The following is a 24,451-nucleotide window of genomic DNA, read 5'->3' as shown; positions in this document are numbered from 1 at the left end:
GGCGCGTTAGATAGCCACGATCGGCCGCGTACCGGAATCGAAAGCTAGGCAGCGTTTTAGCAATGCCTCGGTTGGTGGCTGGCGGAAGGCCAGCACCATCTGCTCGCAACCGAGCGAGTCGAACTCCGGCAACAAGGCCAGTTGTTCATCCACCTGGCCGGCTTCGGCCGGATGCAGCGACAGCTGTGCCGAGCGCAGGATCTCGCCCGGCGCGCGCTGCATTTCGGCGCACGCCTGGTCGAGCTGGGTGTTGACGGCACCCCATCGCTGCGGCCCCTCGTGTCCGGGCATGTTCCACATGTCGGCGTGACGCGCGACCACGCGCAGCATCTTCGGCTCGCTCCCGCCGATCACGATCGGCGGGTGTGGCTGCTGCAGAGGTTTGGGCTTGCACAGCGCGTTCTCGAGGGTGAAGAACTGCCCGTTGAAGGTGACCGAGTCCTGCGCCCAGAGCATGCGAAGCACGGTCAGCGCCTCGTCGACCATCGCGACGCGGGTGCCGGCGCCGGGAAACTCGATTCCGTACGCGCGATGTTCGTCCGCGATCCAACCGGCACCAAGCCCGAAGTAGAGGCGACCACCCGAGATGTGGTCGACGGTGACCGCCATGTTGGCCATGACCGCCAGGTTCCGGAACGTCACGCTGGACACCAGGCAGCCGATACGCGCCCGCTTAGTGACCGCGGCCATCGCGGCCAGGGAGGTCCAGCCCTCGTAATTCGGGTCGGTGTTTTCCCGCGGTCCGTAGAAATGGTCGTAATCCCACACCGCTTCGAAACCCAGGCGATCGGCCGTGCGCCACAACTGCTCAAGCTCGCAGTATTGGAAGCTCAGGTCGAATTTGACCGCGATCTGCATATCGCGATCCTAAGATCGGCGGCGAACTTTGGCAGGGCGAATAGTCCGCATTCCGGTCTTGTCCCCCGCTCGTAAGATGCCAGACGATCTGGATTAATGAAACGCCCGATCGGTGCGCCAGAAAGGCGCCGAATCGGTTGCGGAGGTGGCTCGTTGGTTCAGTGAGTCAGCAGGGCCGCCGCGCTCCATGGCCTGCTGCCGGGATGGCGCGGATCTGGTTGGGGCAGCCGTGCCGCCAGACGCATGATCATCGGCAAGCGGCGGAAGCGGCGGGCGGCAACAAGCAGCGATTCCACTTCGACGATGCGCCAGCCCAGCTCTTCGAAATAGGCCACGCCATTTTCCGGGGCGAATAGGAACGGCGCATTTTCCAGGATGCCCGGCATCTTCTTGTTCATCATCTTTCGCAGACCGGGACCGGCGAAGTCGAGCATCCACCAGGCCACCTCGGGCCGGGAGATCGCCTGCGACAGCGAAATGACGTCGGCCTCGGCGAGATACACCACGAGGCCCTCGGTCAGCACCAAAGCCTTCTGCGCGCCGTCGAGCGCGTCATCGAGGAATGCGTCCCGGGCTTGCGGATCGGCCAGGTCGACGGCCGTACGGCTCAACCGGCATCGCGGTGTCTGATCGGCAAGCACTTGTGTTTTCTCCGCGAGCAACGCCGGTAAATCCGCCTCTACCCACCCGAGTTCGGCGGGAAGGTCCAACCGATATGGCCGGGTGTCCAGGCCGGCCGCCAGATTCAACACCCGGTCGCAACCGTTGGCGATGGCCTCGGTGATCGCGTCGTCGATCAGTTTGGTGCGCGCGACCAGCCACCAACCATTGCGCGTCGATCGGGGCAGGTTGGCGACGATTGCGCGGCCGTGTTCACCGGCCAGCATCCCGGCGAGCGAGTCATGAAACAGCGCGTCGGGGCGAGCCGACTCGTTCGCCCGATGCAATGCCGTCCACCGTGCGGTATCGGAAACGTGGGTAATCGTGTGTTCCGCCATAGGTTGGGTTATAGCAGCCACCGCCGTCGGCGTAGCGTGCGCTCATGCCTGATCGAAATCGCCGCTTCCTATTGCGTGAGCGCCCCACCGGACGTATCGGCCCCAACACGTTTGAGCTCAGTGAGGAGGCGATCCCGGATATCGGGGACGGCGAGGCACTGGTGCGCGTCGAATGGATCTCGCTCGATCCGACCAACCGGACCTGGATCAATGACACGCCGACCTACCTGCCTCCGGTCGGTATCGGCGAGGTCATGCGTGCGGGCGGACTCGGCCGCGTCGTCGAATCGAAGAACCCCAACTATTCGGTCGGCCAGATCGTGCAGGGTCTCGTCGGTTGGCAGGACTACGTCGTCGTGTCGGACACGATGCCGTTGTTCGCGGTCGACGTCGCCGAAGGCATCTCACCCAGCGCCTACATGGGTGCGCTCGGGACCACCGGGCTCACCGCATGGGTCGGGATCCGCGATATCGGCAAGCCGCAGCCCGGCGAGACCGTGGTCGTCTCGGCCGCGGCGGGCGCGGTGGGCTCGGTTGCCGGCCAGCTCGCCAAGGCCGACGGCGCGCGTGTGGTCGGGATCGCCGGCGGCCCGGACAAGTGCCGGCTGCTCACCGAGGAGCTCGGGTTCGACGCGGCCGTTGACTACCGCGCCGACGACTGGCTCGCCCAGCTGCGGGCGGCCACGCCCAACGGCATCGACGTCGACTTCGAGAACGTCGGGGGCGTCATCATGGACGCGGTCTTCGCGCGCCTCAACATTGGCGCACGGGTGGCGCTGTGCGGCTTGATCTCCGGCTACAACGAGGCAGACCCACCGCCCGGACCGCGCGCATTCGGCAACCTGCTGATCCAGCGCGCGAAGCTGGAGGGCTTCATCGTTCTGGACCACTTGGGCCGCGCACCCGAGGCGGCAAGCGAGATCGCCGGGCTGATCGCCGCGGGCAAGCTGACCCCGCTCGAGACCGTGGTGGAGGGTTTCGAACAGCTGCCGACGGCGATCAACATGCTGTTCGACGGCAAAAATGTCGGCAAGCTCATGGTCAAGACGTCGAGTTAGGCCCTACGGCCTCGCCACGACGAGAACTGTCCAGTGATCCGCGGGATCGACGCGCACCGGGCCGTCGCGCAGCAGCCGTTCGCGATCGGCGCCCAGCGCGTGGAGTTCGGCAACGGCGTCGATCGCGTGCTGCTGGTCAGCCCTCGTGACCCGCTGTCCCGCACCGGTTTTCTTTGCCCGCTGGAACCAGCCCATGCAGCGCAGCGTACGTCAGTTGACAATTGGAATGGTCAGCAGCGGTGCGAGACGATAAGAACTATCGTGTTTGGCTACAACATTGGTTAGCTGGTGGCTACCAACAGCTTGGAACCACTAGGACGTGACACATGGCCGAGGACGTCGCCGAGCTCAATGCTGTTGTGCCCCAGCTCCACCGAGGCCTGTCCAACCGCCACATTCAGCTGATCGCGATCGGGGGCACGATCGGGACCGGTCTCTTCATGGGCGCCGGGCGAACGATCTCGCGCGCCGGCCCGTCGGTGGTCTTGGTGTACGCGATCATCGGTTTCTTCCTGTTCTTCGTGCTGCGCGCGATGGGCGAGCTGCTGTTGTCGAACCTGAACTACAAGTCGTTCGTCGACTTCGCGGCCGACCTATTAGGTCCTGCGGCAGGGTTTTTCGTCGGGTGGTCGTACTGGTTCGCCTGGATCGTCACGGGCATCGCGGAACTCGTCGCGATCGCGGGCTACCTACAGTTCTGGTGGCCCGGTCTCCCGGCCTGGCTACCGGCGCTGATCGCGTGTGTGCTGATCCTGCTCATCAACCTGTTCAGCGTGCACAACTTCGGGGAAATCGAATTCTGGTTCGCCCTGATCAAAGTCGTCGCGATCATCGGTGTCATTGTAGTTGGAGTCATCCTGCTGGCCACCAATTTCGTCTCGCCGCGGGGACATCCCGCAACGATCGAAAACCTTTGGAACAACGGCGGATTCTTCGCTACAGGCCTGACGGGCATGGTCGGCGGATTCCAGATCGCGTTTTTTGCGTTCGTGGGCGTGGAACTCGTCGGTGCCGCGGCGGCCGAAACAGCGAACCCGCGTCGCACCCTGCCGCGCGCGATCAACGCCGTGCCGCTGCGCGTGGCGATCTTTTATATCGCCGCGCTGCTGGTGATTCTGACCGTCGTCGAATGGCGGCGGTTCGACAGCAACCAGTCCCCGTTTGTCGCGATGTTCTCGCTGGCCGGTCTTGGCGGTGCGGCGTCGATCGTCAATTTCGTCGTGATCACCGCGGCCTGTTCCTCGGCCAACTCCGGGATGTTCTCCACCGGCCGCATGCTTTACGGTCTGGCTGACGAAGGAAGCGCGCCGGCGGTTTTCCGCCGGCTGAACCGCGGCGGCGTGCCGGCGTCCGCCCTGTTCGTCACGGCCGCACTGCTGCTGACCGCCATCCCCGTGCTGCACGTCGGCGGTTCGGTGATCGGTGCATTCACACTGGTGACAACCATTTCGGCGCTACTGTTCATGTTCGTCTGGGCGATGATCCTGGTCAGCTACCTGGTCTATCGCCGCCGGCACGCACAGCGCCACGCGGACTCCGCGTTCAAGATGCCCGGTGGCCGGGTGATGTGCTGGGTCGTGCTCGCCTTCTTCGCTTTCGTCACGTGGACGCTGACGACGGACACGGACACCGCGATCGCCCTGGCGTGGTTTCCCGCGTGGTTCGTGCTGCTCGCTGTCGGATGGCAGGCCATCCGACGCCGCCCGGCCCATGCCGAGCGTTATCGCCAATTCCTGGTCGAGATCAACGGGCCCGATCGAGGAAACGGCGCGGGCCGCCTTGGCCGCGCGTGACCGGTGGACCCGTTGTTGGGATCGGTAGCCGGTGTGGGCGGCTGTACTTGTCGCATCGACGTCGCCAAGGAGGTGGCGCCCCACGAAAGGAAGACAGCAAATGAACATCGTGCCGACCGGCATCCAAGAGCAGATCAACCGCGTCGATCGCCAACGGAGCCTGTACATCGGGATCAGCACCGGCCTGCTCGCCGTCTGGAGCCTGTACCGGCTGGTCTGGATGCTCTACATCGGAATGACGTTTGGCTGGTTTTTCGGAGCGATGGCCTTCCAGTTGGTGCTGTGGGGTGTGATCGGCACCGCCGCGGCGGTGGCGTCCATCGGGTTCCTGACCCGGTACAACAAAGGTTCTTGAAGCGCAGGGGCAGATAGCTCCGAACCCGCCAGGGTTCGGAGCTATCTTGTTGTGGCGCAGGGATTTACAGCTGGGCCCAGACCGACTTCGTCTTCAGGTAGATCTCGAGACCCTCTCTGCCGAACTCGTGGCCCCAGCCGGACTGCTTGTACCCGCCGAACGGTACATCGTGGTCGAAGACCAACTGGCAGTTGACCTGAACGCTGCCGGCCTGCAGTCTCTTCATGATCCGGTGAGCGCGGCCCAGGTTCTCCGTCCACGCGGTAGCCGCCAGGCCGTATGTCGTGTCATTGGCCAGCGCCACGGCCTCGTCCTCATCGTCGAACGGCAGGATGCTCACCACCGGCCCGAAGATCTCCTCCCGGTACAACCGCATGGCAGGGTCGACGTTGGTGAGCACTGTCGGGTGTACGAAGTAGCCCTTGCGATCCAGCCGATGGCCCCCGGTGACCACCTCGACGCCGTCCTTGCGGCCCTCGTCGATGTAGCCCATCACCCGGGTCAGCTGCTTCTGGCTGATCAGCGGGCCGCTGACGCAGCCCTCTTCGCTGGGAGCGCCCAGCTTGAACGAGTTCGCCATCATCGAGATGCCTTCCACGACGCGGTCGAACACGCCGCGCTGCACGAAGATTCGTGACCCGCACACGCAACCCTGGCCGGAGTGCACGAAGATGCCGAGCGAGGCCATCATGATCGCCTTGTCGAGATCGGCGTCGTCGAAGATCAGCACCGGCGACTTGCCGCCGAGTTCCAGCGTCACCTTTTTCAGGTTGTCGGCCGACGCCCGCACTATGGCCTTGCCGACCTCCGTCGACCCGGTGAAGGCGACCTTCTGCACGTCGGGATGCGCGGTGATCGCCGCGCCCGCGGTGTGGCCGTATCCGGTCAGCAAGTTGACGACACCCTCGGGCACGCCGGCCTCGTGAATGAGCCTGTCCAACAACACCGCCGACAGCGGCGTCTCCTCGGCGGGCTTGACCAGCAGGCTGCCGCCCGCGGCCAGGGCCGGCGCCAGCTTCGCGCTCGCATTGAAGATCGGACCGTTCCACGGGAATATCAGGCCCACCACGCTGTAGGGCTCCTTGAGCGTGTACGCGTGCATGTTGACGTAGGTGTCGGTCGCGATACCGTCGGTCTTCACGTCGTACGCGACGCCGTTGATCTTCGAACACCAACCGGCGTAATAGCGGAAGAACTCCGAGCAGGTCGACATCTGCAACTGCGCCTGCATCAGTGGCATACCGGTGTTGAGCGAATCGAGTTGGGCGAACTCCTCGGCGTGCTGGTCGATCAATTCGCCAATCCGCCACAACACCTTCGCCCGCTCGCGGCCCGGAAGGTCGGACCACACACCCGACTCGAACGATGCCTTCGCCCGCCCTGCCGCCTCGTTGACCGCGTCTTCGCCGCAGTCGGTGAATTCGGTGATGGTCTCTTCGGTCGCGGGATTGATGATCGCAATGACCTCACCCGATCCGGGGCGCTTACCCAGGTCGTCCAGTACTGCCTGCAGAGTCATCTATTCCCTTCCCGATCAACCCTGATCGAGCCCGGCGCTCCCGTGCCCGTGAATGCTGAGCACCTGCTTAGCATTGTGATCGTAGCCAGGTCAAGATTGCGCCGCGTCGCCCCCTCGACAAGGCCTAGCGCTTGGCTGCGCTGATCGCCTCGTGCACCGCCGAAACGCAGCGCAGCGCATCGGCTTCGGGCCCCAGCCCGACGTAGTAACTACCGGCTTGCTCGCCGCCGAAGCCGGTGATCGTGAATCCGGCGGCATCGTCGCAGACCGCCTCGGTGGCCATCGACGCCCGCGCCAACGGCAGGGACATGACCGTGGTCCCGCGCTTAGCCCCATCGGTGGCCACCAGAAGTTGGGTCGGATGCAGCACCACCGCGGTCCAGTGCTCCTCGTCGGGATCGGCCGGATTGGCGCGTCGCCGCAGCAGCTTGCCGAATGCCGAACTGGCCGGCGGGTTTTCGCTATGCGTCAACCACACCTGGACATCGTTGAGGTCGACTTGATGGGACGCGGCGTGCTCGGCCAATTTGCCGCAGATCGGGCGCGGCAGTTCGACGATTCGCGCCGAACGGGTGTGACGCACATAGAGCTGCATGGGTGCATCATGCCCGTGGGCCAACCCGGTCGCCATTCGCGCCGTGCAGTGTTTGGGGTTGTCTGGACTCCGCCGATTAGGGCTCAGGGTCCGGGCGCGACCGCCTTGCGCCACGCGAGCGGGTTGAGTCCGCGATATGGGTCGTCCTCTCGAAGCTGTCGCAACTCCACCAGGATTTGGTTGAGCGCACGCTGCGTCTGCTTCTTGACGACCTCCACCCAATCGCCCGCACCGATGCCCAGGGGTCTGCTGGTATCGATCGGTGCACCGAAACGTAAGTACATGCGCTGCGGTCGGGGGATCAGCGTCGGGCCGATCCCCCGCACCAACGGCATCGCCATGTCCGACCGACCGTTGAGCCTACGGCTCAGTGCGGCAGCGAATTTCGCATAGGCACTCTCCCGAGTCGCCAAACTGCGGTAGACGTCGTCGCCGCCGACCAGACCGGCCGGCACGATCGGATAGCCGTTTTCCATGCCGACCCGCGCGAACCCGGAACGGCCCTGCCAGCGCAGCGTGTACTCCTCGCCCTTGAACTTACCGATCTCGCGACCCCCGCCGGGAAACACCAGAACGGTCTGGTCGTGCGTCATCAGTTCGCGGGCGGTCTCGGGTGCGCCCACCACACCCCCGAATGCCGCGATCAGATCGGCGGGTAGCCCACGCATGCGGCCGAATTGTCGATCGGCCAGCGGCCGCACCCGGGTGCCGATCGCGCGCCGCACCGCATCGGAGATCAGAAATACCTCAGAGCCGGCCTGAGTGTGGTTGCCTACCAACAGGAATCGTCCGTCAGCGATTAGGTTCTCGGTGCCGTCGACGTACGGGCGGGAAAGGTCGACCACCGGGCGCAGGCGTTCGGTCATCGAATCGAGCATGGTGCGCAGCGTCTGCACCCGCCGATTCGGCGCCATGATGGCCGCCAGGTCGATGCCGTCAGTCATGGTCGGCCGAGCGGGAGAAGACGACGTTGTGTGATGGTGGGCCGAACCGCCTTGGCGGGGGCAGTGTTTGGAGCCTCATGCCCGGATCGGCGGCGCGGCCGAGCTCCTCGAGGGCCGACAGGCTGTAGGCGCGCAGAACGCTGATGAAGCCATCGTGCAGGCCGGGCCAAATCCAGGACCATGGCATTCGCGTGAGGTTGACCGGCAGGGCCAGTGCCGGGAAGAGCAGGGTACGCACGGGCGACTGGCGTTTGAGGTCGATCACCAAGAACCGCCCGCCAACCCGCGTCGCCTCAGCGATCGCACGGCACGCGATCGGCGGCGGCAAGTGGTGAAATGCGAGCGCGAATACCACCAGGTCGTAACTGGCGTCGGGGGCGTCGATCGCGGTGGCGTCGACGACCTTGACGACGGCTCGCGGGTGGCTGCCCAGCTCCCCGGCGGCGATGTTGGCCACGGAATCAGGATTCACGTCGCTGACGGTGACGGTGGCTGTTGGATGCAGTTCCAGAATCTTTGCCGACAGCTTGCCGTGGCCGGCGCCGAGTTCCAGAATGCGTGGATCTTTGATGTCGGCGACGACCTTCAACGCCGTGCGGGCGTGCTCCTCATGCTGGTTGCTCAGCGTCCCCAACCGGTCGAGCATCCCGATGACTTTCTGCTTGACGGCGTCTGGCACGTCGTCGCGGTCGAGATACTCCAGTGCATTGGTCTGAAACCGCCGATCGAGCCAGGATGCTCGTGAACCTCCCCTCGGCATCGTCGCAATCGCCTGCTCAAGAACGTTCGCCGTGTCCATCGTCGCTCCCTTTCTGGTTCGCTGCGACCACTATAACAAACGAACCGGTTCGTCTGCGTATGATGTTTTCGTGCGCACCAGGACCGAACTCCGCGACGAGATCCTCGCCGCAGCCCGCGCCGAGTTCGCCCAGTACGGGTTGGCCGGTGCGCGCGTCGACCGCATCGCCCGCGTGGCCAGCGCGAGCAAGGAGCGCCTCTACGCGCATTTCGGCGACAAGGAAACCCTCTTCCGGGACGTGGTTGCCACCGACGGTGCCGAGTTTTTTCGGGCCGTCGAGTTGCGCCCGGATGCGGTGCCCGAGTTCGTCGGTGGGGTCTTCGATCTCGCCCAGCGCCGGCCCGAACACATCCGGATGATCACCTGGGCCCAGCTGGAAGGTTTCCCGCTCGACAATCCTGAGGTGGACGGCGTACATCCGCCCGAGAAGGCCATCGCCGCCCTGCGACAAGCGCAGGCCGACGGACACGTCGACCCGGTGTGGGAACCCGAACAGCTCATCGTCCTGTTGTTCGCTATTGGCTTGAGCTGGGCGCACTTTCCGGATCCCGCGGCCGCTACGACGGATCCGGACGTCATCGCCGGCCGCCGCGCCGCCGCCGTCGAAGCGGCTGCCCGCGTTGTCGAACCCAGATAGCGGGTAGATTTCCATCCCGATGGGATGCTGCGATTTTCCCGCTGTGGCCGACGGTTGCGATTCGGCCTTCACCGTCGACGCTTCCCGCATCACGTTCGGACGTGGCTGCCTCGGTGAGTTGGGCGAGCGGGCCGGGACGCTGGGCATGCGGCGGGTGGCGCTGTTCTCCGATGCGAATGTGGCCGGCCTGCCCATCTTCGCCACGGCGCGCGACTCGCTGATTGCGGCCGGTGTGGACGTGGTCGCCTACACCGACGTACACGTGGAACCGACGGACGCATCCTTCGCCGAGGCGACCCGCTTCGCCCAGGAGGCCAGACCCGACGGTTATGTCTCGCTCGGCGGCGGTTCGGTCATCGACACGTGCAAGGCCGCCAACCTCTACGCCACCTACCCCGCCGACTTCCTGGCTTACGTCAACGCCCCAATTGGCGATGCAACGCCGGTTCCGGGACCGCTCAAGCCACACATCGCGTGCCCCACCACAGCCGGCACCGGCAGTGAGGTCACCGGCATCGCGATATTCGACCTGCTGTCGCTGATGGTCAAGACCGGAATCGCCTCCCCTGCGTTGCGGCCCACCGAGGCGCTCGTCGACCCCGATTGCACAGCCAGCCTGCCCGCCGGAGTCGTCGCCGCGGCGGGCCTCGACGTGCTGTCGCACGCCTTGGAGTCCTACACCGCGCGTCCCTACGTGCACCGGCCCGCTCCCCCGCGGCCCAGCCTGCGGCCGATGAGTCAGGGCGCCAATCCGTGGAGCGACCTGGGCTGCAGCGAGGCGTTACGAGTGCTGGGCGCCAATTTGGAACCGGCGGTTCGAGACGCCTCGGACAGCGCGGCGCGTGAGCAGATGATGTGGGCCGCGACGCTGGCAGGGATCGCCTTCGGCAACGCAGGCGTGCACGCGCCGCACGGCATGGCCTACGCGGTTGCCGGGCTGGTGCGTGACTTCCACCCCGCGGGTTACCCGGACGACGAGCCGCTGGTGCCGCACGGCATGTCCGTGATCGTCAACGCGCCCGCGGTATTTCGGTTCACCGCACCGGCCAGCCCGCGACGGCACATCGAGGCGGCCCGGTTGCTGGGCGCTGACACCCGAGACGCCGGACCCGACGACGCGGGTGAGGTGCTCGCGACCGAACTCATCCGCATCATGCGCGCGGTCGGCATGCCCAATGGGCTTGGCGGGGTGGGTTACACACCCGACGACATCTCCGCCCTCACCGAGGGCGCGTTCCCGCAGCAGCGCCTGCTGCAGAACGCGCCGCGCGAGATGAGCAAGCCGGTTCTGGCCGATTTATTCGGCTCCGCGATGCGCTACTGGTAGCCGCGCTTAGGCGCTGACGAGCTCCGGGTGGAACTTGATTGCCATGCGCCGCATGCCGTCACGCCAGTCGACCGTCGCGGCGCCGACGAGCTCGCGCATCCGCGTGGCGTCGGTGGGGTTGCCGCGCAGCGCCTGCGCGCTCTCCTCGAACACCGGCTCCTTGCCGACCAGTGATCCGAGGTAGGTGCACCACTCCTGCAGGCTGACGTTCTGTTCGCCGCACCAGTTGAGGGTGGTGGCCGGCACCGATGCCACCTCGAACAGCTTCGGGATGGTGGCGATGATGTCATCCTCGTGGATCGGGGTGTACCGGGCCGGACCGCCGGCCGGGACCGGAATCGGGATGCCGGCCAGCATCATCTCCATGTGATAGAAGGGCCACCCGCCGTTGTCGCCATAGGGGACGTTGAGGCGGGCGATCGTGGTGGGGACGTTCAGGGCGCGCGCCATCGTCCGGGCGACGACCTCGCCCGCGATTTTCGAGATGGAATAGGTGGGGAATAACGGCTTATGGTTGTCACCCAACGCGGCGTCCTCGCTCCGGACTTCGTCGTCCGGTGGGTCGTACACCGCCCCAGATGAGCAGTGCACGAAAGCTTTTGCGCTACGGCAATGTGCCATAAGAAGTCCGACGGATTCGGCGTTGGCGGCCAGATCCGTGTCCCAGTGGCCGCTCTTGGCCACCGCGAGATTCAGGACGTAGTCGAAGTCATTTGGCAGGCCGGCGAAGTCACCGGCGGCCAGGTTGACCGTCTCGCACCGCACGCCCGCCTTCTCGAGATCCTCGCGAACCGCGGGATTGGTGAACCGGGCGATGCCCCACACTTCGTTGTCGGCTGCCAGCGCCTTGGCGACGGGGGTGGCAACTTGTCCGGTCGGACCGGTGATCAGGATCTTTGAGCCGCGCATGCGCTGATGGTAAGCGACGCTCGCTGGGCGGCGACCATCGGCGTAACGTCGCGCTCGTCATGGCCGATTCGACGCGGTTCGTCGAGGCGAATGGGCTCAGATTCGCCTATCTCGAGGAGGGCTCGGGCCCCCTCGTGCTGATGCTGCACGGGTTCCCCGACACCGCGCATTCGTGGGACCAGCTGCGCCCGGCGATCGCGTCCAAAGGCTATCGCGGGGTGAGTCCGTTCATGCGCGGCTACGACCCCAGCGGGATCCCGGACCGCGACCCCGATCAAGAGACCCTGGCCCGCGATCCGCTGGCGTTGATCGAAGCACTCGGGGCGCGCGAGGCCATCGTGATCGGCCACGATTGGGGCGCCTCAGCTGCCTACGGCGCGGCCGCGCTCGGCCCGGATCGCGTGAAAAAGCTGTTCGTCATCGGCATTCCACATCCGGCAGCGCTCAAACCGACGCTGCGGAAAGTCTGGGGCGTCCGCCATTTCGTGGCCTACAAGCTGCCGGGTGCACCGAACCGCTTCGCGCGCAACGACTTCGCGGCGCTACCGGCCATCTACCGGCGATGGTCTCCGACCTGGAACCCGGATCCGAGCGAATTCGAGGCCGTGCGCGCCAGCTTCGCGAATCCGGCGAGTCTCAATGCTGCGTTCGGCTACTACCGAAAGCTCTCCCCCATACCGAGCCCGTCGCTGAAGGCGCGGATCACGGTGCCGACGGTTGTCTTTGCCGGACTGGATGATCCGGTCGCCGAGCCCGCGGATTATCGGGGTGCCGCCCGGATGTTCGAGGCCGACTACATCGTCGAGGAGGTTCCCGGCGGCCATTTCATGCACCGAGAACATCCCGAGGAATTCACCGAGCGGTTGTTGACTCACCTTTGACCGGATAGCCGTCCGCTGTGTGGACGAGAATTTGTGCCTTTGGCAGCCGTTCGCCTCGGTAGAATCAATGCAATCCGCCACGGCGCCGGCGCACACACACCTAGGAGCACGACGCACATGACATCCATGTCGCACGATCCGGCCGTTGCCATCATCGGCGGGCAGTTGACGGCAATGGGCGCCAGCGCCTTGGCTTCCGGAGCCGCCGCGGCACCGATGGTGACCGCACTGGTGCCCGCGGGCGCCGAGGAAGTCTCGATGCAGGCCGCGATGGCGTTTGCCGCCGAGGCCAGCAAGACGTTGGCCGCGCACGCCGCCGCCCACCAAGAGATTTCGCGGACCGGCGCGGCGCTGGTGAACATCACCCGGATGTATGCCCAGACCGACGCGACCGCCGCGGGCGCCCTACAGACCAACGCGGCGCGCACCACCGCCGTCGAATTTCAAAGCGCCGGCGCGCCCATGTCGAGGTCGTTGGCCAGTCCGGCTCCGGCCACCCGGCTGCTGCGTGCCGAAACTGTGCCCGGCGAGGCCGGGACGCCGGCCCGCACACCGGCATTGGCGAACCTGGTCGAAGGTGCGACGGTCGCGCCGACTCCCGCGGCCGGGGCGGCCTCGATGCCTACCACCATGAATGCGGCATCAACACTGCTCAGCGCCGGTAGCGCGCCGCTGAGCACCCTTAGTTCGCTCGGCTCGTCGCTGGGGTCGGTCGGCCAGGGCGGCCTGGGCGGCGCTACCGCCGGCGGTGCATCGACAGGCGGAGCGGCCGCGAGTGCGGCCGGCGCGACTGGCGCCGCCGCGGGTGGGACCGGGCCGGCACTGGCGTCGTCGCTGACGAACGACGACGGCACCCCGGAGTCCAAGGACGCCGACGGCAAGCAGACTGGTGGCGAGCTGGTTTAGGGGTCTGCCGGATTTATAACCCCGGCTGATCCTCGATGATGCCCAGCCAGATCTGGGCGGCATCGATGGCCACCTTCTCGCTGATAAAGGCGTGTTGAGTGCCGGTGTAGATGTCGCGGAACGCGCGCTCGAGGCGAGTGCCCTCGCGGATCGAGGTGGTCCCCGCGACCAGGTGGGCCCATTCGGCGCAGCCTCGGGCCGTATCGGTGGCGTAGACGGCGGCCACTCGCATATCCGCGCGCAACGCTGGGGTGAGGTCCTCGCCCGCGGCCACCGCGGCCTCGGCGGTGGTGAAGGCGTCGAGCACCAGAAGGCGCGCCGCGCGCCAGGCCGCGCGATGGTGTGCGAGGCCCTTCTGGAAGGTAGGGCGGCTGGCCAGAGAAGCCATGTCGCTCATCCGGAATTTGGTGGCGGCAAGTTCCTGCACGTCGTCGAGCATGCTCTTGGCTACGCCCAGCGCCCATGATGCGTGGCCGGCGGCGGTGACCGGCATCAGGCCCATCCGGGTGGCCGGCGACGTCCCGCGGTGCGGCCGGCGGGCGAATAGCTCGAAGGTGCGGCCGGCCGGCACGAACACGTCGGTGACGCTGTAGTCGTAGGACCCGGTTCCCTTGAGCCCTTGGACATGCCAACCGTCGTTGAAGCTGACCTGGTTTCGTGGCAGCACGGCCACGTGCATCTCGGGCAGGCCTTCACTGATCCAGCGCATCTCGCCGTTGTCCAGCGGCAGAAAGCCGGCCGCTACGTACTCGGAATGGCCGATGCCGGAACCGAAGCTCCACGAGCCGCTGAGCTGATAACCGCCGTCGACGACGATCCCCTGCCCGTTGGGAAAGAACTGGCCGCCCATCGTCACGCGGTTGTCGTGGGCGGTGAACACCTCGGCGAAACCCTCATCGGGCAGATAGGCCGCCGCGGCGAACGACGACGGCAGGTTGGCGATGCCAATCCACCCGAATGAGCCGTCCTGCCAAGCCATTTCGATCCAGGTGTCGATCATCTCGGTAAAGGACGGCTCGAGCCCCCCGGCCACCTCGGGGTTAAACGACGACATCAGCCCGCTGGCCCACATCTGGTCCACGATTGGCGTCGAAAGAGTGCGGATCCGCTCGGACTCGGCGGCTTGCTCGGCCACGAGGTCACGCATGCCGCGAGCCAGCGAAACCACGCGGTCGCTCGTATCGGCTAACGACGTCATCGGCGCTCTCCTGTCGATCCCGGGAACTGATACCGGTGACCGTACCAATTACTCAAAGTGTCTAGCCATCGAAATCGCGTATGGCTAGCTCAGTCCGGGGCCCGGGACGGGATCGACATCGCGTGCGGTCAGCGGGTTGCCGCACGCGTCGCAGGCGAGGCTGACGTGCGCCTCGCCCGGGCAGTCGCGATGGCGGAAGTGTACGGGCGGGCCGTCCGGGGCCATGTACCGATCGCCCCAGTCGCGCAGTGCCATCAACACCGGATAGACATCGTGGCCTTTCGGGGTGAGCCGGTACTCCTCGTAATTGCCGTCGCCGGACTTCGTTTTGGCCAAAATCTCGTGCTCGACGAGGCGGTCGAGCCGGTCTTGCAGCCTGCTGCGCGAAATGCCCAGAGCGGCCTGGAAAGCGTTGAAGCGACGGACCCCGTTGAACGCCGTCTTGAGGACCAATAACGTCCACCGATCCCCCAAAACCACCAGCGGCCTGGTAATCGAGCAGGGGAAATCGGCGAGTTCCTCGTAGCGCATGGCATCGATGTTACCCGCAGCGGTTTCAAAAAGAGACCACTCCTGCTAGCGTTTGGTCTCAAATTGAGACCGATACTCGGGAGGGTGTGTGACCACCGCACTGGAAGACTGGCGGCACGGCGGGCAGACGGTGGTAATGACACTGCGCGGTGCGCCACGGAGGGTCTTCGTCCGTCGGGTTGGCCAGGGCACGCCGTTGGTTCTGTTGCATGGGTTTCCCGCGTCGTCGTTCGAATGGTCGGCGATCGAGCCAGAGGTGGCACGCCACCACGAGGTGATCAGTTTCGATTTCCTCGGCTACGGCGCGAGCGACAAGCCGCTCGGACACCGCTACAGCGTGTTCGAACAGGCCGACCTGGCCGAGGCGGTCATCGCCGCGTACGCCACGTCGGCGCCGACGGTGGTCGCCTACGACTACGGCGCGATCGTCGCGACCGAGCTGCTTGCCCGCCGGGAAGAAGGGGGCGCCGACATCAAGCGCTGCATCCTTCTCAACGCCGGCCTGTTCTCCGATCGGTATCGGCCACGAATCGCGCAGCGCGCCAGCTTGATTCCCGTGGTGGGCGCACTGGTGGCGCGATTGTTCACCGAGTCGCTGTTTGTTCGCACCTGGGGTGAGGTGTTCTCCCCCGCGCATCCACTCGACCGCGAACGCGCCGTGCTGCACTATCGTGCGTTCCGGGAAAACGACCCCGGACATGATATCCAGCGAAAACTGTTGCGCTACATACCGGAACGTGCGGCCAACAAGGTCCGCTTCGAAAGCGGCCTCACCCGCACCACCGTCCCGCTTTCGTTCCTTTGGGGCATGTGCGATCCGGTGTCCGGCGCCGCGATCGCCGAAGAACTTCGCAACCGCATGCCGACGGCGGATCTAATCGAGTACGACGACGCCGGACACTGCCCTCACATCGAGATTCCCGAGCGAGTCGCCGCCGATATCCTGGTGCGCAGCACAGATTAGCGACGGCCCTAATGTGAGCTGGTGCGCTGGATCGTCGACGGTATGAACGTCATCGGCTGCCGCCCCGACGGTTGGTGGCGGGACCGTGACGGTGCGATGGTCGCTTTGGTAGACAGATTGGACAGCTGGGCCTGCGCACGAGGAGACACGGTGACGGTGGTGTTTGAGCGGCCGCCTTCGACTGCCATCAGGTCGACGGTGATCGAGATCGCGCATGCGCCTAAAGCGGCCGCGAACTCGGCCGACGACGAGATCGTCCGGCTGGTTCACGCCGACCCCAGACCGGACGAGATCCGGGTCGTGACGTCCGATCGGGCGCTGACCGATCGGGTGCGAAGCCTCGGTGCATCCGTCTTGGGCGCGGAACACTTCCGCGAGCTCGTCGATCCGCGGGACCGATGACCGCCGGCCGGGTCGCGCCCGCGACCAACCGAGTCTGCGAACTCGCGCGGATCGACATCCCGATCATCCAGGCGCCGATGACCTACATCGCCGGCGCTCAGCTCGCCGCCGCGGTATCCAACGCGGGCGCACTGGGAATCATCGAGACCACCTCCGATCAGGGGCGGGCCGACATTGCGCGGGTGCACACCCTCACCAGCGGCTCGGTGGGCGCGAACATCGCGCTGCTGTTCAACCGTGACCTGACGGTCATAGACCTGCTCGTCGCCAACGGCATTCGGTTCGTCACCACCTCGGCCGGGAGTCCCGCGCTGTTCACCGAGCCGCTGCACGACGCGGGCATCACCGTGTTCCACGTAGTGGGCACCCTGGAAGCAGCCAAGAAAGCCGTCGACGCCGGCGTGGACGGCCTCGTTGTCGAGGGAGTCGAGGGCGGCGGGTTCAAGAACCGATTCGGGGCGTCGACGATGGTGCTGCTGCCCTTGGTGGCCGCTCACGTCGATGTCCCGATCGTGGCCGCCGGCGGAATTTGCGACGCCCGGTCGATGGCCGCGGCGTTTGTCCTCGGCGCCGAAGCCGTCCAAATGGGCACGCGGTTGCTGGCCTCGGCGGATTCGCCGGTGCACGGCAACCTCAAACAAGCCGTCGTGGCGGCCGACGAGACCGGCACCGTGCTGCTGCCCCTCGACGGCAAACGAATGATGCGAGTGATCCGCACTGCCGCCGCCGAAAAGTTGGACAGGTCAGCCTCTTTCGAGGAGGGGGGCGCGGCGTTGCAACGTGTCCAGCGACTCTATTTCGAAGGCGATATGGACGCCAGTGTCGCCAACACCGGTCAGGTCGCCGGCCGGATCGACGACCTGCCACCGGCCGCCGAGATCATCAAGCACATGTGGGCCGGGTGCCGCGAGGTGCTGGCCGCCACCGCCGATCGGCTGCGGCCTTAGCTCGGGTGGGTTTTGACGTCGAATATCACGTTTTCGCCGTCAACCTTGGTGACTTTCATGTTGGCGACATACTCCTTGCCCTCCGGCCCGGTGAAGTGGCAGTCGAACTGGACGCCGACTTTGGCCTCTACACCGTCCGGGCAGTGCACGTCGGAGGGATGAAAGCCGGTCTGCTTGGAGACGACGTCGACCACCGACTGCGCTGCGCCATCGGGTTTGACGGTCGACTTGCTGCTGCAGCCGGCCAGCGGCACGGCCATCGCGGTGACGAGCACGGCCGCGGACGCGGCTTGGACGAAACGCATCATTGCGCGGTTACTCCTGTGTCTGCCGAGCCTGAGGCTAACGCGACGGGAATCGACAGGCTAACACGCGTCGGTGTCGGCGCCACAGCTCAGAAGCAGCGAAAGTTCGTCACCGCAACGAATATTCGCACTGCGGGGCAACCCGCGCGCAAGGTCGACATGCGGGCCGAAACGGTCCGGCTGCTCGGGTTATGACCCGAAGCTAGGCGCCCAGCGCGGCCAGCGCGGCGTCGTAGTCGGGCTCCTCGGCGATCTCGGGCACCAGCTGCGCGTAGGCGACATTGCCATCGGCGCCGATCACCACGACCGCCCGGCCGAGCAGGCCGGCCATCGGACCGTCGGCGATCGTGATGCCGTAGTCCTCGCCAAAGCTGTCGCGGAACGCCGAGGCAGTGGTGACGTTCTCGATGCCCTCTGCGCCGCAGAACCGCTTCTGCGCAAACGGCAGGTCCTTGGAGACGTTCACCACGGTCGCACCGCCGCCGGCGGCCCGCTCGTTGAACTTCCGGACGCTGGTCGCGCACACGGGGGTGTCCACCGACGGAAAGATGTTCAGCAGCAAGGACTTACCGCTGAACTGGTCGCTGCTGACGGCGCTCAGGTCGGCGCCGGTCAAGTTGAAGGCCGGGGCTTTGGATCCGACGGCGGGAAGCTCGCCGACAGTGTTGATCGCGTTTCCTCGCAGGGTTATCTGTGCCATGGTCACAGTCTGCCAAGGCCGCTCGGGCGGGGTTGGGTCAGGTCCGATGTCCTGATTCGTGGGGTGCTAGGCCTAGACGACATACCTTGGTTCGGCCAACACTGAATCCATGGTTCGCAAGGTCGTTATCGTCGGCTTTCCGGGTGTGCAGGCACTCGACGTCGTCGGACCCTACGACGTGTTCACCGGCGCGGCGCTGCTGACCGACGGCGGATACGACGTCGTCTTGGCCTCGGTGCGGGGCCGGCCGATCACCACCGGAACCGGCCTCGCGTTCGTCGGCGCCCCGCTGCCCGATCCCGACAACCTGATCGACACGGTCGTGCTGCCCGGCGGCGGTGGCGTCGACGCCGCTCGGCAAGACGCGGACCTGGTGGCCTGGATCAAAGCCGCCGCGGGCAGCGCCCGCCGCGTCGTCACCGTCTGCACGGGCGCCTTCCTCGCCGCCGAGGCCGGGCTGTTGGACGGTTGCCGCGCCACCACCCACTGGGCCTTCGCCGACCGGCTGGCCAGTGAGTTCCCCGCCGTCGTGGTCGACCCCGATCCGATCTTCGTCCGGAGCTCCGAGGTGGTGTGGACGGCCGCGGGTGTCGCCGCGGGTATCGACCTCGCGCTGTCCCTGGTCGAGGATGACCACGGAACCGAGACCGCGCAGACCGTTGCCCGCTGGATGGTGCTGTATCTGCGCCGCCCCGGCGGGCAGACCCAATTCGCGGCGCCGGTATGGGTGCCGCGGGCCAAACGCGTCTGCATCCGCGAGGTGCAGGAGGCCATCGAGGCGCAGCCGGGAGCCGCGCACAGCATCGGTGATCTGGCTCGCCGGGCGACGATGAGCCCGCGGCATTTCACCCGGGTGTTCACCGATGAGGTCGGCGAGGCGCCGGGCCACTACGTCGAACGGGTCCGCACCGAAGCCGCGCGCCGGCAGTTGGAAGAAACCGACGACACCGTCGTGGCGATCGCGGCCCGATGCGGCTTTGGCACCGCAGAAACCATGCGGCGCAACTTCATTCGTCGTATCGGCGTTTCGCCGGACCAGTACCGCAAGACATTCGCGTAATCAGAAAGGACCGCATCGATGACTCAGATCGCCTTCGTGGCTTACCCCGGATTCACCGCGCTGGACATGATCGGACCGTACGAGGTGCTGCGCAATCTGCCGGGCGCCGAGGTGCGGTTCGTCTGGCACGAATCCGGGCCGGTCACCGCGGACTCCGGGGTACTGGTGATCGGTGCCACGCATTCGCTGGCCGAAACCCCCTCGCCCGACGTCATTCTCGTGCCCGGTGGGCCGTCGACTCCGGTGCACGCCCGCGACGAGGTGCTGCTGGACTGGCTGCGCGCGGCACATCAAACCGCGAGCTGGACGGCGTCGGTGTGCTCGGGCTCGGTGATCCTGGCCGCGGCCGGCCTGCTCGAGGGCCGCCGCGCCACATCGCATTGGCTGGCGATCCCGATGCTGAAGGGATTCGGTGCGATCCCGGTCAGCGACGAGCGGGTGGTGCGCCAGGACAACGTCATCACCAGTGCCGGCGTATCCGCGGGACTCGACCTTGCGTTCTGGCTGGCCGGCGAGATCGGGGGCGAGGGCCGCGCCAAGGCGATCCAGCTCGCGATCGAATACGACCCGCAGCCTCCGTTTGACTCCGGTCACCTGTCGAAGGCGTCAGCAACCACGAAAGCCGCTGCCACCGCGCTGCTTTCGAAGGACAGCGCCAAGCCGGCCAACCTCAAGGCAACGACGATGATCGCCTGGGATCAGGTGCTGTCGACCGTCCGGTCGCGCCGCCGCAAGCGACAGCCCGACCTCGTCGCGGTTTCCCCGAAGGCCTAGTGCGCGTTGGGTTGCAGGAACTCGGTTGACGCGAACTGCCCGCCCGCCTCCATCCAGGCCGCGACGACACCGGGCGCATCGCGGTTGGGGTTGTAGATGTCTTCCTCGCTGGAGAACAGGCCGTTGCCCGCGTAGACCAGTCGAGTCCAGTTCGGGAACCAGAACGGTTCCCCATCGGGGTCCCTCGGGTGGTCGAGCAGATTCTTGATCATGATGACGACGGCGTCATTGTCCTCGTCGTAGGCGATCCAGTCGCTGGGAAAGCGCATGTGCGGGAATGGCGCCATCACGGCGACGATCCATTCCCTGACCGCCTCGCGGCCGTGAAAGACGCCGTAGTGGTGTTCGATGTAGACAACGTCCTCAGTGAACAAATCCGCAAAAGGCGCCCAGTCGCCGGACGCGCTGCACCCTTCCGCCACGGTTGTGTAGTGCTCGACGGCTTGCTCGATTTCGGCCCTGCTGAAGTTGCCCATAGCGGACACACTAGAACGTGTTCTGGTTCTGCGTGACTCGTCTGAATAGGGATATCGAATGAGCGTGTTGGAGTTGTTTGATTTGCGCGGCAGGACGGCTCTAGTGACCGGTGCGTCCACCGGTATCGGCAAAAAGGTGGCCGAGGCCTACCTGCAGGCCGGTGCGCAAGTCGCCATTGCGGCACGGCATACCGACGTCTTGGAGACGGTCGCCGACGAGCTCGCCGCGGCCGGTGACACGGTCGTGCCGATCACCTGTGACGTGACTCGGCCCGATCAGGTGAACCGAATGGTCGACCAGGTGGTCGCGGAGTTGGGCGGCATCGACATCGCCGTCTGCAATGCCGGGATCATCAATCTGAAAGCGATGCTGGACATGTCGCCGGAGGAATTCCAGGCCATCCAGGATACGAATGTGAACGGGGTATTCCTCACCGCGCAGGCGGCGGCGCGCGCGATGGTCCGCCAGGGCCGCGGTGGCGCCATCATCAACACCGCCTCGATGTCGGGCCACATCATCAACGTCCCGCAACAGGCGGGCCACTACTGCACCTCCAAGGCCGCGGTCATCCACCTGACCAAAGCGATGGCCGTCGAGCTCGCGCCGCACAACATCCGGGTCAACAGCGTCAGCCCGGGCTACATCCTCACCGAACTCGTCGAACCGATGGCGGAGTATCACCGGCTGTGGGAGCCCAAGATTCCGCTCGGCCGCATCGGCCGGCCGGAGGAACTCGCCGGCCTCTACGTCTACCTGGCCAGCGATGCGTCCAGCTACATGACCGGTTCGGACGTCGTGATCGATGGCGGATACACGATCCCCTGAGACCTCGTCACCGAACAACGCAGGGACGGCCGAAGCGGGTTCGTACACCTGGCGAATACAGGCCGCGCAGTCGGTCGCCGGCTCGCGGCACCGCACTGGCGTCGACCAGTTCGTCGCTGCACTCGAGAATCTGCGCCGCGCGCAGCGGCCACGGTCCGTGCTCGTTGGGCACCCACCACGTCCGGCCGGCGCGGCGGGTATGCGCGCCCCAACGAGCGGTGAGCCAGACCTCCAACGGCGTCGGCTCCACCTCGTCGCCGACGGCGACGGTCAGCCGGCTGCGCAGGCCGCGGCGCGGCCACCGCCGCACGCTGTCATAGGTGAGGTGGTTGCCAGCGCGGCTCACCCGCATCTTGGCCCAGGTGTAGGGGACGCCGAGGCCGATCCGGGTGACGGGAACGACGGCCAGTCGAGCGGTTTCCAGCGACCGGAACAGGACGCCGTGGCGCCCGGCGTCGTCGATCGAATACAGCCGGACGTTGGTCTCGGCGAAGCTGCCGAAGTACGGAAGCGGCAGGGCGACACCGACTTTGGTGCTCGTCATCATGAACGGGACCAACGCCACATAGGTAAACCCGTCGGCGAATACGTCGGGACGCGTCCCCGGTGGATACAGGCGTGCGACGCTGTCGGGTTGCACCGGCCAATGCACGAACGTCAGATCGCTCCACTGCTGGTCGAACGTGACCGGGCCGGGCAGCGGCGGTGGGTTGACCGGGTAACCGGCAAGCGCGTCGTCGGGTTGCCCGGTTGCGGTCACCTCATCATCGTGACACGCCCGAGGGTCAGCGCATCAGGATCCGGTAAGGATCCATTGCCGCGCCTCGTCCGGCTTTCCCGCCGGAAAATGCCGGATCTCGGCTGACACAAAATGCGAGGCCAGCCGCTCGGCGACATCGCCCAGGTGCGAATCGGTCACCACCGCAACCTTTTTGACGTGCCGATGATGGTCCCGAACGAAGCGGAAGTGGGTGACCATGGACCCAAAACTGTCCCAACCCGGGAACGACGCCGCGTTGACAATCAGGCCGGCAAGGTCGCCATGGGCCTCGATCAGGGGGTCAACCGCTTGCGCCAGTTCGACGAAATCTTGCTTGTCGAGCGCGGCCTTCGGTCGCACCTCCAAGATGGAATGCTCTTTGTCCAGATCGTATTCGATCATGGCAGGCTCCTCGATGATCGTGATGTTCGTCGCCGACGATGGCGATGCCGTCATGATGCCGCCCACCGACAGTTGCCGATAAGGGCCCAAAGGCATCACGCTGCCCCTAGAAAGGCCCTATCTCTCAATCTCACCGGAGATTCCGCGCTCGATGCTGGCCTGGGTGGTGGCGGGCAACACGATCAGCCCGTCGAGTTCTTTGCGGGCCGACTCGTAGGCGCTTTGCCGTTCCTGCGGCGCGGCGGCGGCGTCTGAGGCCATCCGCAACAGGCGCTGGGCGCGTGTGATGCGTTGTTGTTCCTCGCGTGAGAAGTCGTTGCGGCGTCTGCGTATTGCCTCGGCCTCGGCGACGTTGAACGCGGTCACGTAATCCTCGACGGCGACTTGATAGCGCGCGGCGGATTCGCGGTCATCGAGCAGATCCTCGGCCTTGACGGGCCGCAACAGGTCCGCACGCAGCTTGGCCTTGTGAAAAGCGACGGTCAGCGGATCGCGCAGATCCGTCATCAGCGGGAAGTCGAGCAGTTTGGCGACGTCGAGTTCGTACTCCAGCCAGCGCGTGTCGGTGCGGTGGTGCTCGTCGAGGATGCGTCGCAGTGATCGCCACTGCGCGGCTTGACTGTTGGCGGTGGGTTCGGGCGGCGGCGCCGTTGGCTCCAGCGCTTCGGAGGCCCGCCGCTTGTTCGCCCCGAAGGCGCGTACCGCGCCGATGGCCAGGCCTACCAGCGGCAGCAGCAGAATGAGGAACTCCGCCAGCCGGATGATCAGACCCATACGGCCAGGATGCCACCACCGGACCGGCACGGCGGGGACTCAGGGCGCCGGCTCTCGGCGTGGCCGGCTACAGAAGCCCGAAGCCGTTCAGGGCTTTGATCCCGAACCAGACTCCGAACACGAAGCCCACGACGATCATGATGGGTCGGTCGTTGTGTTGAAGCCAGGCCAGCGTCCGATCCAACACGGGGCGCGATCTTCCCGGGAAGATCGCCGCCAGGCCGACGATGAGTAGGTTGCCGATCGCGGCAAGCGCGACGAACACGACGTACGAAACGACGTTAGCCGCTCGGCCCAATTCGGCGTTGCCGATGACGCTGATCGCGGCCAGGGTGAAGACCCACGCTTTTAGCGAGACGGCCACGATCCCCGCGCCGATGAGGAACGCTATGGTCGGCGACGCCGATGTCAGCATGGTCATCCATTTCGGCGGCGGCGCCGCAGGATCGTCGGCCCCAAAGAGCTCTCGCGCCACTGTGACCAGGAAAAGCAACGCCACGACTAGAAGGATCGTCGACACAATCCAGTGGTGGGCGTGATGCGACTGCGCGTCGCGCTTTCCCCAATGCAGGATCATGCCGAAGATCAACCCTTGAAGCAGTCGGGTGCTGACATGCCCACCTATCCAGGCTCCGGCAGCCCGGACGCCCAAAGGCGTGCCCAGCAGCATGATTGTGATGATGAGTTCGATCGGCTCGAAAGCGCTTCCGGCAATCAGCGGGAGAAGACTGCTCCACATGTCGGTCACCGGTC

The 24,451-nt window shown here is 65.9% G+C and carries 30 protein-coding genes; 13 read left to right on the top strand and 17 right to left on the bottom strand.

From position 1 onward, the window contains the following. Positions 1-6: 6 nt before the first annotated feature. Positions 7-858 (bottom strand): LLM class flavin-dependent oxidoreductase, encoded by an 852-nt coding sequence (locus AAHS21_RS11930; RefSeq protein ID WP_342927857.1) that lies wholly within the window; start codon positions 856-858, stop codon positions 7-9. A 158-nt stretch (positions 859-1,016) separates the two neighbouring features. Then, positions 1,017-1,856 carry an SAM-dependent methyltransferase gene (locus tag AAHS21_RS11925; RefSeq protein WP_342927856.1) on the bottom strand — a complete coding sequence of 280 codons (840 nt, stop codon included), beginning with the start codon at positions 1,854-1,856 and terminating at the stop codon, positions 1,017-1,019. Positions 1,857-1,900: 44 nt separating this feature from the next. Here AAHS21_RS11925 and AAHS21_RS11920 point away from each other — a divergent pair, with 44 nt between their 5' ends. Further along, positions 1,901-2,914, top strand: coding sequence for an NADP-dependent oxidoreductase (locus AAHS21_RS11920; protein WP_342927855.1), 1,014 nt, complete (start codon positions 1,901-1,903; stop codon positions 2,912-2,914). A gap of 3 nt (positions 2,915-2,917) precedes the next feature. Here the strand turns inward: AAHS21_RS11920 and AAHS21_RS11915 are convergent, their stop codons facing one another. Continuing rightward, on the bottom strand, positions 2,918-3,109 hold the full coding sequence (locus AAHS21_RS11915; RefSeq protein WP_342927854.1) for a hypothetical protein: 192 nt from the start codon (positions 3,107-3,109) through the stop codon (positions 2,918-2,920). A gap of 131 nt (positions 3,110-3,240) precedes the next feature. Here AAHS21_RS11915 and AAHS21_RS11910 point away from each other — a divergent pair, with 131 nt between their 5' ends. Together AAHS21_RS11910 and AAHS21_RS11905 are read left to right on the top strand one after the other, a co-directional pair. After that, complete coding sequence (locus AAHS21_RS11910; protein WP_342927853.1) at positions 3,241-4,707, top strand: amino acid permease; 1,467 nt, start codon at positions 3,241-3,243, stop codon at positions 4,705-4,707. A gap of 100 nt (positions 4,708-4,807) precedes the next feature. Beyond that, positions 4,808-5,062 (top strand): hypothetical protein, encoded by a 255-nt coding sequence (locus AAHS21_RS11905; protein ID WP_342927852.1) that lies wholly within the window; start codon positions 4,808-4,810, stop codon positions 5,060-5,062. 64 nt (positions 5,063-5,126) lie between these two features. Here AAHS21_RS11905 and AAHS21_RS11900 read toward each other — a convergent pair whose 3' ends face one another. The 4 genes from AAHS21_RS11900 to AAHS21_RS11885 all read right to left on the bottom strand — a co-directional run bounded on the left by AAHS21_RS11900 (position 5,127) and on the right by AAHS21_RS11885 (position 8,919). Next, a complete protein-coding gene (locus tag AAHS21_RS11900) occupies positions 5,127-6,581 on the bottom strand; it encodes an aldehyde dehydrogenase family protein (RefSeq protein WP_342927851.1) in 1,455 nt (484 codons plus the stop codon). A gap of 124 nt (positions 6,582-6,705) precedes the next feature. Further along, on the bottom strand, positions 6,706-7,176 hold the full coding sequence (locus AAHS21_RS11895) for a hypothetical protein (protein WP_342927850.1): 471 nt from the start codon (positions 7,174-7,176) through the stop codon (positions 6,706-6,708). An 83-nt stretch (positions 7,177-7,259) separates the two neighbouring features. Beyond that, a complete protein-coding gene (locus AAHS21_RS11890) occupies positions 7,260-8,120 on the bottom strand; it encodes a lysophospholipid acyltransferase family protein (protein WP_342927849.1) in 861 nt (286 codons plus the stop codon). After that, the gene (locus AAHS21_RS11885) at positions 8,113-8,919 is read right to left on the bottom strand and encodes a class I SAM-dependent methyltransferase (RefSeq protein WP_342927848.1); all 807 of its coding nucleotides are present in this window, start codon (positions 8,917-8,919) and stop codon (positions 8,113-8,115) included. Before AAHS21_RS11885 ends, AAHS21_RS11890 begins: the two co-directional genes overlap by 8 nt. Before the next feature lie 70 nt (positions 8,920-8,989). Here AAHS21_RS11885 and AAHS21_RS11880 point away from each other — a divergent pair, with 70 nt between their 5' ends. Next, positions 8,990-9,556, top strand: coding sequence for a TetR family transcriptional regulator (locus tag AAHS21_RS11880; protein ID WP_342927847.1), 567 nt, complete (start codon positions 8,990-8,992; stop codon positions 9,554-9,556). A 43-nt stretch (positions 9,557-9,599) separates the two neighbouring features. Further along, positions 9,600-10,883, top strand: a complete 1,284-nt coding sequence (locus AAHS21_RS11875; protein ID WP_342927846.1) for a hydroxyacid-oxoacid transhydrogenase — start codon at positions 9,600-9,602, stop codon at positions 10,881-10,883. Between the two features lie 6 nt (positions 10,884-10,889). Here AAHS21_RS11875 and AAHS21_RS11870 read toward each other — a convergent pair whose 3' ends face one another. Then, the gene (locus AAHS21_RS11870; protein ID WP_342927845.1) at positions 10,890-11,792 is read right to left on the bottom strand and encodes an NAD-dependent epimerase/dehydratase family protein; all 903 of its coding nucleotides are present in this window, start codon (positions 11,790-11,792) and stop codon (positions 10,890-10,892) included. A 59-nt stretch (positions 11,793-11,851) separates the two neighbouring features. On the opposite strand from AAHS21_RS11870, the gene AAHS21_RS11865 reads away from it, so the two are divergent. Both AAHS21_RS11865 and AAHS21_RS11860 read left to right on the top strand, forming a co-directional pair. After that, on the top strand, positions 11,852-12,673 hold the full coding sequence (locus tag AAHS21_RS11865; RefSeq protein WP_342927844.1) for an alpha/beta hydrolase: 822 nt from the start codon (positions 11,852-11,854) through the stop codon (positions 12,671-12,673). A gap of 117 nt (positions 12,674-12,790) precedes the next feature. Beyond that, the gene (locus AAHS21_RS11860) at positions 12,791-13,579 is read left to right on the top strand and encodes a PE domain-containing protein (protein WP_342927843.1); all 789 of its coding nucleotides are present in this window, start codon (positions 12,791-12,793) and stop codon (positions 13,577-13,579) included. 13 nt (positions 13,580-13,592) lie between these two features. Here the strand turns inward: AAHS21_RS11860 and AAHS21_RS11855 are convergent, their stop codons facing one another. Further along, the gene (locus AAHS21_RS11855) at positions 13,593-14,777 is read right to left on the bottom strand and encodes an acyl-CoA dehydrogenase family protein (RefSeq protein ID WP_342927842.1); all 1,185 of its coding nucleotides are present in this window, start codon (positions 14,775-14,777) and stop codon (positions 13,593-13,595) included. An 84-nt stretch (positions 14,778-14,861) separates the two neighbouring features. Further along, positions 14,862-15,308, bottom strand: coding sequence for a helix-turn-helix domain-containing protein (locus AAHS21_RS11850; protein WP_342927841.1), 447 nt, complete (start codon positions 15,306-15,308; stop codon positions 14,862-14,864). A gap of 88 nt (positions 15,309-15,396) precedes the next feature. Here AAHS21_RS11850 and AAHS21_RS11845 point away from each other — a divergent pair, with 88 nt between their 5' ends. From AAHS21_RS11845 to AAHS21_RS11835, 3 genes are read left to right on the top strand one after another with little or no spacing between them, the layout of a single operon-like run. Then, complete coding sequence (locus AAHS21_RS11845; protein WP_342927840.1) at positions 15,397-16,272, top strand: alpha/beta hydrolase; 876 nt, start codon at positions 15,397-15,399, stop codon at positions 16,270-16,272. A 21-nt stretch (positions 16,273-16,293) separates the two neighbouring features. Then, entirely contained in the window at positions 16,294-16,674 is a 381-nt protein-coding gene (locus AAHS21_RS11840) for an NYN domain-containing protein (protein ID WP_342927839.1), read from the top strand. Beyond that, positions 16,671-17,621, top strand: coding sequence for a nitronate monooxygenase (locus AAHS21_RS11835; protein ID WP_342927838.1), 951 nt, complete (start codon positions 16,671-16,673; stop codon positions 17,619-17,621). The genes AAHS21_RS11840 and AAHS21_RS11835 overlap by 4 nt, the downstream gene beginning before the upstream one ends. Here AAHS21_RS11835 and AAHS21_RS11830 read toward each other — a convergent pair. Together AAHS21_RS11830 and tpx are read right to left on the bottom strand one after the other, a co-directional pair. Continuing rightward, positions 17,618-17,929, bottom strand: a complete 312-nt coding sequence (locus AAHS21_RS11830; protein WP_342927837.1) for a DUF4333 domain-containing protein — start codon at positions 17,927-17,929, stop codon at positions 17,618-17,620. The genes AAHS21_RS11835 and AAHS21_RS11830 overlap by 4 nt on opposite strands. 199 nt (positions 17,930-18,128) lie before the next feature. Beyond that, positions 18,129-18,626 carry a thiol peroxidase gene (tpx, locus tag AAHS21_RS11825; RefSeq protein WP_342927836.1) on the bottom strand — a complete coding sequence of 166 codons (498 nt, stop codon included), beginning with the start codon at positions 18,624-18,626 and terminating at the stop codon, positions 18,129-18,131. 109 nt (positions 18,627-18,735) lie between these two features. Between tpx and AAHS21_RS11820 the strand changes: the two genes are divergently transcribed. Both AAHS21_RS11820 and AAHS21_RS11815 read left to right on the top strand, forming a co-directional pair. Continuing rightward, positions 18,736-19,686: a helix-turn-helix domain-containing protein gene (locus AAHS21_RS11820; RefSeq protein ID WP_342927835.1), complete on the top strand. Its 951-nt coding sequence runs from the start codon at positions 18,736-18,738 to the stop codon at positions 19,684-19,686. 18 nt (positions 19,687-19,704) lie between these two features. Continuing rightward, a complete protein-coding gene (locus AAHS21_RS11815; protein ID WP_342927834.1) occupies positions 19,705-20,460 on the top strand; it encodes a DJ-1/PfpI family protein in 756 nt (251 codons plus the stop codon). Here AAHS21_RS11815 and AAHS21_RS11810 read toward each other — a convergent pair. Then, positions 20,457-20,936 (bottom strand): nuclear transport factor 2 family protein, encoded by a 480-nt coding sequence (locus AAHS21_RS11810; RefSeq protein WP_342927833.1) that lies wholly within the window; start codon positions 20,934-20,936, stop codon positions 20,457-20,459. The two genes, AAHS21_RS11815 and AAHS21_RS11810, sit on opposite strands and share 4 nt — an antisense overlap. Before the next feature lie 58 nt (positions 20,937-20,994). On the opposite strand from AAHS21_RS11810, the gene AAHS21_RS11805 reads away from it, so the two are divergent. Further along, on the top strand, positions 20,995-21,762 hold the full coding sequence (locus tag AAHS21_RS11805) for an SDR family oxidoreductase (protein ID WP_342927832.1): 768 nt from the start codon (positions 20,995-20,997) through the stop codon (positions 21,760-21,762). 7 nt (positions 21,763-21,769) lie between these two features. Here the strand turns inward: AAHS21_RS11805 and AAHS21_RS11800 are convergent, their stop codons facing one another. From AAHS21_RS11800 to AAHS21_RS11785, 4 genes are all read right to left on the bottom strand, one after another. Next, positions 21,770-22,522, bottom strand: a complete 753-nt coding sequence (locus tag AAHS21_RS11800; RefSeq protein ID WP_342927831.1) for a DUF2071 domain-containing protein — start codon at positions 22,520-22,522, stop codon at positions 21,770-21,772. A 33-nt stretch (positions 22,523-22,555) separates the two neighbouring features. Beyond that, a complete protein-coding gene (locus AAHS21_RS11795) occupies positions 22,556-22,924 on the bottom strand; it encodes an STAS/SEC14 domain-containing protein (RefSeq protein ID WP_342927914.1) in 369 nt (122 codons plus the stop codon). A 117-nt stretch (positions 22,925-23,041) separates the two neighbouring features. Further along, a complete protein-coding gene (locus AAHS21_RS11790) occupies positions 23,042-23,698 on the bottom strand; it encodes a hypothetical protein (RefSeq protein WP_342927830.1) in 657 nt (218 codons plus the stop codon). A 67-nt stretch (positions 23,699-23,765) separates the two neighbouring features. Next, the gene (locus AAHS21_RS11785; protein WP_342927913.1) at positions 23,766-24,437 is read right to left on the bottom strand and encodes a GAP family protein; all 672 of its coding nucleotides are present in this window, start codon (positions 24,435-24,437) and stop codon (positions 23,766-23,768) included. Positions 24,438-24,451 lie beyond the last annotated feature (14 nt).

Origin of the sequence: Mycobacterium sp. 050272, assembly GCF_039023525.1 — a bacterium.
In the GTDB taxonomy this organism is placed as follows: Bacteria; Actinomycetota; Actinomycetes; order Mycobacteriales; family Mycobacteriaceae; genus Mycobacterium.
This window is presented reverse-complemented; position numbering and strand designations above follow the sequence as displayed.

Bases quoted from the DNA above. Each gene is read 5' to 3' on its own strand.
- AAHS21_RS11930 (WP_342927857.1), bottom strand. From the start codon at position 858: ATGCAGATCGCGGTCAAATTCGACCTGAGCTTCCAATACTGCGAGCTT.
- AAHS21_RS11835 (WP_342927838.1), top strand. From the start codon at position 16,671: ATGACCGCCGGCCGGGTCGCGCCCGCGACCAACCGAGTCTGCGAACTC.
- AAHS21_RS11860 (WP_342927843.1), top strand. From the start codon at position 12,791: ATGACATCCATGTCGCACGATCCGGCCGTTGCCATCATCGGCGGGCAG.
- AAHS21_RS11900 (WP_342927851.1), bottom strand. From the start codon at position 6,581: ATGACTCTGCAGGCAGTACTGGACGACCTGGGTAAGCGCCCCGGATCG.
- AAHS21_RS11890 (WP_342927849.1), bottom strand. From the start codon at position 8,120: ATGACTGACGGCATCGACCTGGCGGCCATCATGGCGCCGAATCGGCGG.
- AAHS21_RS11855 (WP_342927842.1), bottom strand. From the start codon at position 14,777: ATGACGTCGTTAGCCGATACGAGCGACCGCGTGGTTTCGCTGGCTCGC.
- AAHS21_RS11850 (WP_342927841.1), bottom strand. From the start codon at position 15,308: ATGCGCTACGAGGAACTCGCCGATTTCCCCTGCTCGATTACCAGGCCG.
- tpx (WP_342927836.1), bottom strand. From the start codon at position 18,626: ATGGCACAGATAACCCTGCGAGGAAACGCGATCAACACTGTCGGCGAG.
- AAHS21_RS11885 (WP_342927848.1), bottom strand. From the start codon at position 8,919: ATGGACACGGCGAACGTTCTTGAGCAGGCGATTGCGACGATGCCGAGG.
- AAHS21_RS11805 (WP_342927832.1), top strand. From the start codon at position 20,995: ATGAGCGTGTTGGAGTTGTTTGATTTGCGCGGCAGGACGGCTCTAGTG.
- AAHS21_RS11895 (WP_342927850.1), bottom strand. From the start codon at position 7,176: ATGCAGCTCTATGTGCGTCACACCCGTTCGGCGCGAATCGTCGAACTG.
- AAHS21_RS11785 (WP_342927913.1), bottom strand. From the start codon at position 24,437: ATGTGGAGCAGTCTTCTCCCGCTGATTGCCGGAAGCGCTTTCGAGCCG.
- AAHS21_RS11910 (WP_342927853.1), top strand. From the start codon at position 3,241: ATGGCCGAGGACGTCGCCGAGCTCAATGCTGTTGTGCCCCAGCTCCAC.
- AAHS21_RS11810 (WP_342927833.1), bottom strand. From the start codon at position 20,936: ATGGGCAACTTCAGCAGGGCCGAAATCGAGCAAGCCGTCGAGCACTAC.
- AAHS21_RS11815 (WP_342927834.1), top strand. From the start codon at position 19,705: ATGACTCAGATCGCCTTCGTGGCTTACCCCGGATTCACCGCGCTGGAC.
- AAHS21_RS11915 (WP_342927854.1), bottom strand. From the start codon at position 3,109: ATGGGCTGGTTCCAGCGGGCAAAGAAAACCGGTGCGGGACAGCGGGTC.
- AAHS21_RS11790 (WP_342927830.1), bottom strand. From the start codon at position 23,698: ATGGGTCTGATCATCCGGCTGGCGGAGTTCCTCATTCTGCTGCTGCCG.
- AAHS21_RS11925 (WP_342927856.1), bottom strand. From the start codon at position 1,856: ATGGCGGAACACACGATTACCCACGTTTCCGATACCGCACGGTGGACG.
- AAHS21_RS11905 (WP_342927852.1), top strand. From the start codon at position 4,808: ATGAACATCGTGCCGACCGGCATCCAAGAGCAGATCAACCGCGTCGAT.
- AAHS21_RS11870 (WP_342927845.1), bottom strand. From the start codon at position 11,792: ATGCGCGGCTCAAAGATCCTGATCACCGGTCCGACCGGACAAGTTGCC.
- AAHS21_RS11865 (WP_342927844.1), top strand. From the start codon at position 11,852: ATGGCCGATTCGACGCGGTTCGTCGAGGCGAATGGGCTCAGATTCGCC.
- AAHS21_RS11795 (WP_342927914.1), bottom strand. From the start codon at position 22,924: ATGATCGAATACGATCTGGACAAAGAGCATTCCATCTTGGAGGTGCGA.
- AAHS21_RS11920 (WP_342927855.1), top strand. From the start codon at position 1,901: ATGCCTGATCGAAATCGCCGCTTCCTATTGCGTGAGCGCCCCACCGGA.
- AAHS21_RS11820 (WP_342927835.1), top strand. From the start codon at position 18,736: ATGGTTCGCAAGGTCGTTATCGTCGGCTTTCCGGGTGTGCAGGCACTC.
- AAHS21_RS11830 (WP_342927837.1), bottom strand. From the start codon at position 17,929: ATGATGCGTTTCGTCCAAGCCGCGTCCGCGGCCGTGCTCGTCACCGCG.